Below are 2,677 nucleotides of genomic sequence, written 5' to 3'. Positions count from 1 at the left end.
GGGCGACGGGGGTGCCTCCGCCGGCCTCGGCGCCCTCCTCGGCCAGGGCCTTCCGCAGCCGCGTGAAGTACCCGACCGCGGCGACGACACCGATCGCGGCGCACGCGGCCCACAGCACGTCCGGCCCGGGCCCGCCGACGATCGCGCCGGCGCCGATCGGGGCGACGAAACCGGCGACGGCCCAGGACATGCCCATCACGCCCTGGTAGCGGCCCCGGGCGTGCTCGGGGGCGAGGCGGGCGGTGGCGGCGGCGTTCGTCGGGACGTGGATCATCTCGCCGACGGTCCAGACGACCACGGTCGCGGCGAAGGCGACGGGGGAGCCGGCGAGGGCGGTGGCGCCCGTGCCGAAGGCGAAGAGGAGGGCGGAGAGGGTCAGCAGGAGGACCGGGGAGCGCTTGTCGGTCAGCTTGTTGACGAGCAGCTGGAAGCCGACGATCACGATGCCGTTGACGGCGATGACGATGCCGTACGAGGAGGGGGAGAGGCCCTGGTTCGCCATGGTGAGCGGCAGGCCGATCCAGGGGGCGGTGAAGACGAGGCAGACGAGGAGGTTGAGGAGGACGAGCGTGCGGAAGGGCGCGTCGCGCAGCACGGTGAGCATGCTGACCTTCTCCTCGACGACCGGCTCGCCCTTCTTGTCCACGGCGGCTTCGGGCCGGGTCTCGGGGAGCCGGAGGAAGACGATGACGGCGCACAGGGTGGTGGCGACGGCGTCGAGGACGAAGAGGGTGCGGTAGCCGAGGAAGATCGCGGCGCCGCCGCCGATGGAGGCGATGGCGAATCCGAGGTTGAGGGCCCAGTAGTTGAGGGCGTACGCCCGGCGCACGTCGTGGGCGGGGACCATGTCGGCGATGGTCGCGTTGATGGACGGGCGGACGCCCTGCATGGCGACGCCCATGAGGAGGACGACGGCGGCGATGGCCCAGGCGCTGGTGACGACGGCGAGGGCGGCGGCGCAGGCGGCGGCCGCGAGGTGCATGGCGACCATGGTGGGCCGGCGGCCCCAGCGGTCGGTGAGCATGCCGCCGAGCGGCGAACCCGCCACACCACCCAGTCCGTGGAGGGCGACGACGAGTCCGGCGAACCAGGCGGAGTACCCGAGCTCGACGGTCAGGTAGAGGGAGAGGAAGGTGAGGACGAAGGCGCCGGTCCGGTTGACCAGGGTGGACAGCCACAACCACCAGAAGCCCGGCGGGAGGCCGGAGACCGTCTCGCGGGCCGATCGTCTGAGTGAGTCGATGGACATGTGTGGCGGCCCCCTGGTGTACGTAAGCCCTGCATCCGGCGCTCGTAACTTACGCATCTCATGGGTCGGACGCCAGCGAATTGATGACGCGCGTCAATCGTCAGCGGTCTATTAGGCTCGTACGCATGGCCGACGCACCGTACAAGCTGATCCTCCTCCGCCACGGCGAGAGCGAGTGGAACGAGAAGAACCTGTTCACCGGATGGGTGGACGTGAACCTCACCGCCAAGGGCGAGAAGGAGGCGACCCGCGGCGGCGAGCTGCTCAAGGACGCCGGCCTGCTGCCCGACGTGCTGCACACCTCCCTCCAGAAGCGCGCCATCCGCACCGCGCAGCTCGCCCTCGAGTCGGCCGACCGCCACTGGATCCCGGTCAGCCGCTCCTGGCGCCTCAACGAGCGCCACTACGGCGCCCTCCAGGGCAAGGACAAGGCCCAGACGCTCGCCGAGTTCGGCGAGGAGCAGTTCATGCTGTGGCGCCGCTCGTACGACACCCCGCCGCCGGCGCTCTCGGACGACAGCGAGTACTCGCAGGCCCACGACGCCCGCTACCAGACGATCCCGCCGGAGCTGCGCCCGCAGACCGAGTGCCTCAAGGACGTCGTCGAGCGGATGCTCCCGTACTGGTACGACAACATCGTCCCGGACCTCCTCGCCGGCCGCACGGTCCTGATCGCCGCCCACGGCAACAGCCTCCGCGCCCTGGTGAAGCACCTGGACGGCATCTCGGACGCCGACATCGCGGGCCTGAACATCCCGACGGGCATCCCGCTCTCCTACGAGCTGGACGAGAACTTCAAGCCCCTCAACCCGGGCGGCACCTACCTCGACCCGGAGGCCGCGGCGGCCGCCATCGAGGCCGTGAAGAACCAGGGCAAGAAGTAACAACACGCGTGATCAAGGCCCCCACCCGCGGTTTCTCCGCGAGTGGGGGCCTTGTCCGTGTCCGTGGGCCTTCCTCGGGCCCCTTGCGCGCTTTCCTCAGACGGCCGGGTGCGGTTCCCGCGCCCGCAGCCTGCGGGCGAGCAGGCCGAGCAGTACGGCGTTGACCAGCCCGGAGAGCACGACCCCGAGGGAGAAGACCAGCGGGCCCAGCCAGGTGATCGAGGAGAACTCCTCGACGGGCGCCGACACCGCCACCGCGAGGAAGCTGGACGGCGCCGTGGCCATCAGCGGCCAGATCCCGGCGAACCCGGGATCCGGCAGCACGAGCTCCGCGCACAGGAAGAAGCCCAGCGCCACCGCGACCACGGCGAGGTAGCCGCGCGCGAGCCAGTTGTCCACCGCGGGCGCGAGGAGGGCACGAAGCCCCTTCGGACGGGTGGTGCCCGCGGGGGCCTCCATGTCCGTTCTCTGCCGCGCGGCCGGGTCTGCGACGCGCGGAGCGGCGGCTCTCGTGGCGAGCGCGCCGAGCACGGCGGCGTTCACG

General features: G+C 71.3%; 3 protein-coding genes. 1 reads left to right on the top strand and 2 read right to left on the bottom strand.

Annotated elements, in window-relative coordinates; all coding sequences use genetic code 11:
- On the bottom strand, positions 1–1,249 hold a 1,249-nt coding region (locus CCN56_RS04340), incomplete at its 3' end, for an MFS transporter (protein ID WP_086823803.1).
- Between the two features lie 125 nt (positions 1,250–1,374).
- Between CCN56_RS04340 and CCN56_RS04335 the strand changes: the two genes are divergently transcribed.
- Complete coding sequence (locus tag CCN56_RS04335) at positions 1,375–2,133, top strand: phosphoglyceromutase (RefSeq protein ID WP_086823801.1); 759 nt, start codon at positions 1,375–1,377, stop codon at positions 2,131–2,133.
- A gap of 96 nt (positions 2,134–2,229) precedes the next feature.
- Here CCN56_RS04335 and CCN56_RS42945 read toward each other — a convergent pair.
- Positions 2,230–2,677 (bottom strand): SCO4225 family membrane protein (locus tag CCN56_RS42945; protein WP_373412819.1); only part of this gene is annotated, 448 nt, incomplete at its 5' end.

Origin of the sequence: Streptomyces sp. NRRL B-24572, from assembly GCF_002156145.1 — a bacterium.
GTDB classification, from domain to species: domain Bacteria; phylum Actinomycetota; class Actinomycetes; order Streptomycetales; family Streptomycetaceae; genus Streptomyces; species Streptomyces vietnamensis.
Note: the sequence above shows the minus strand (reverse complement) of the source record. Positions and strands in the feature narration are given on the sequence as shown.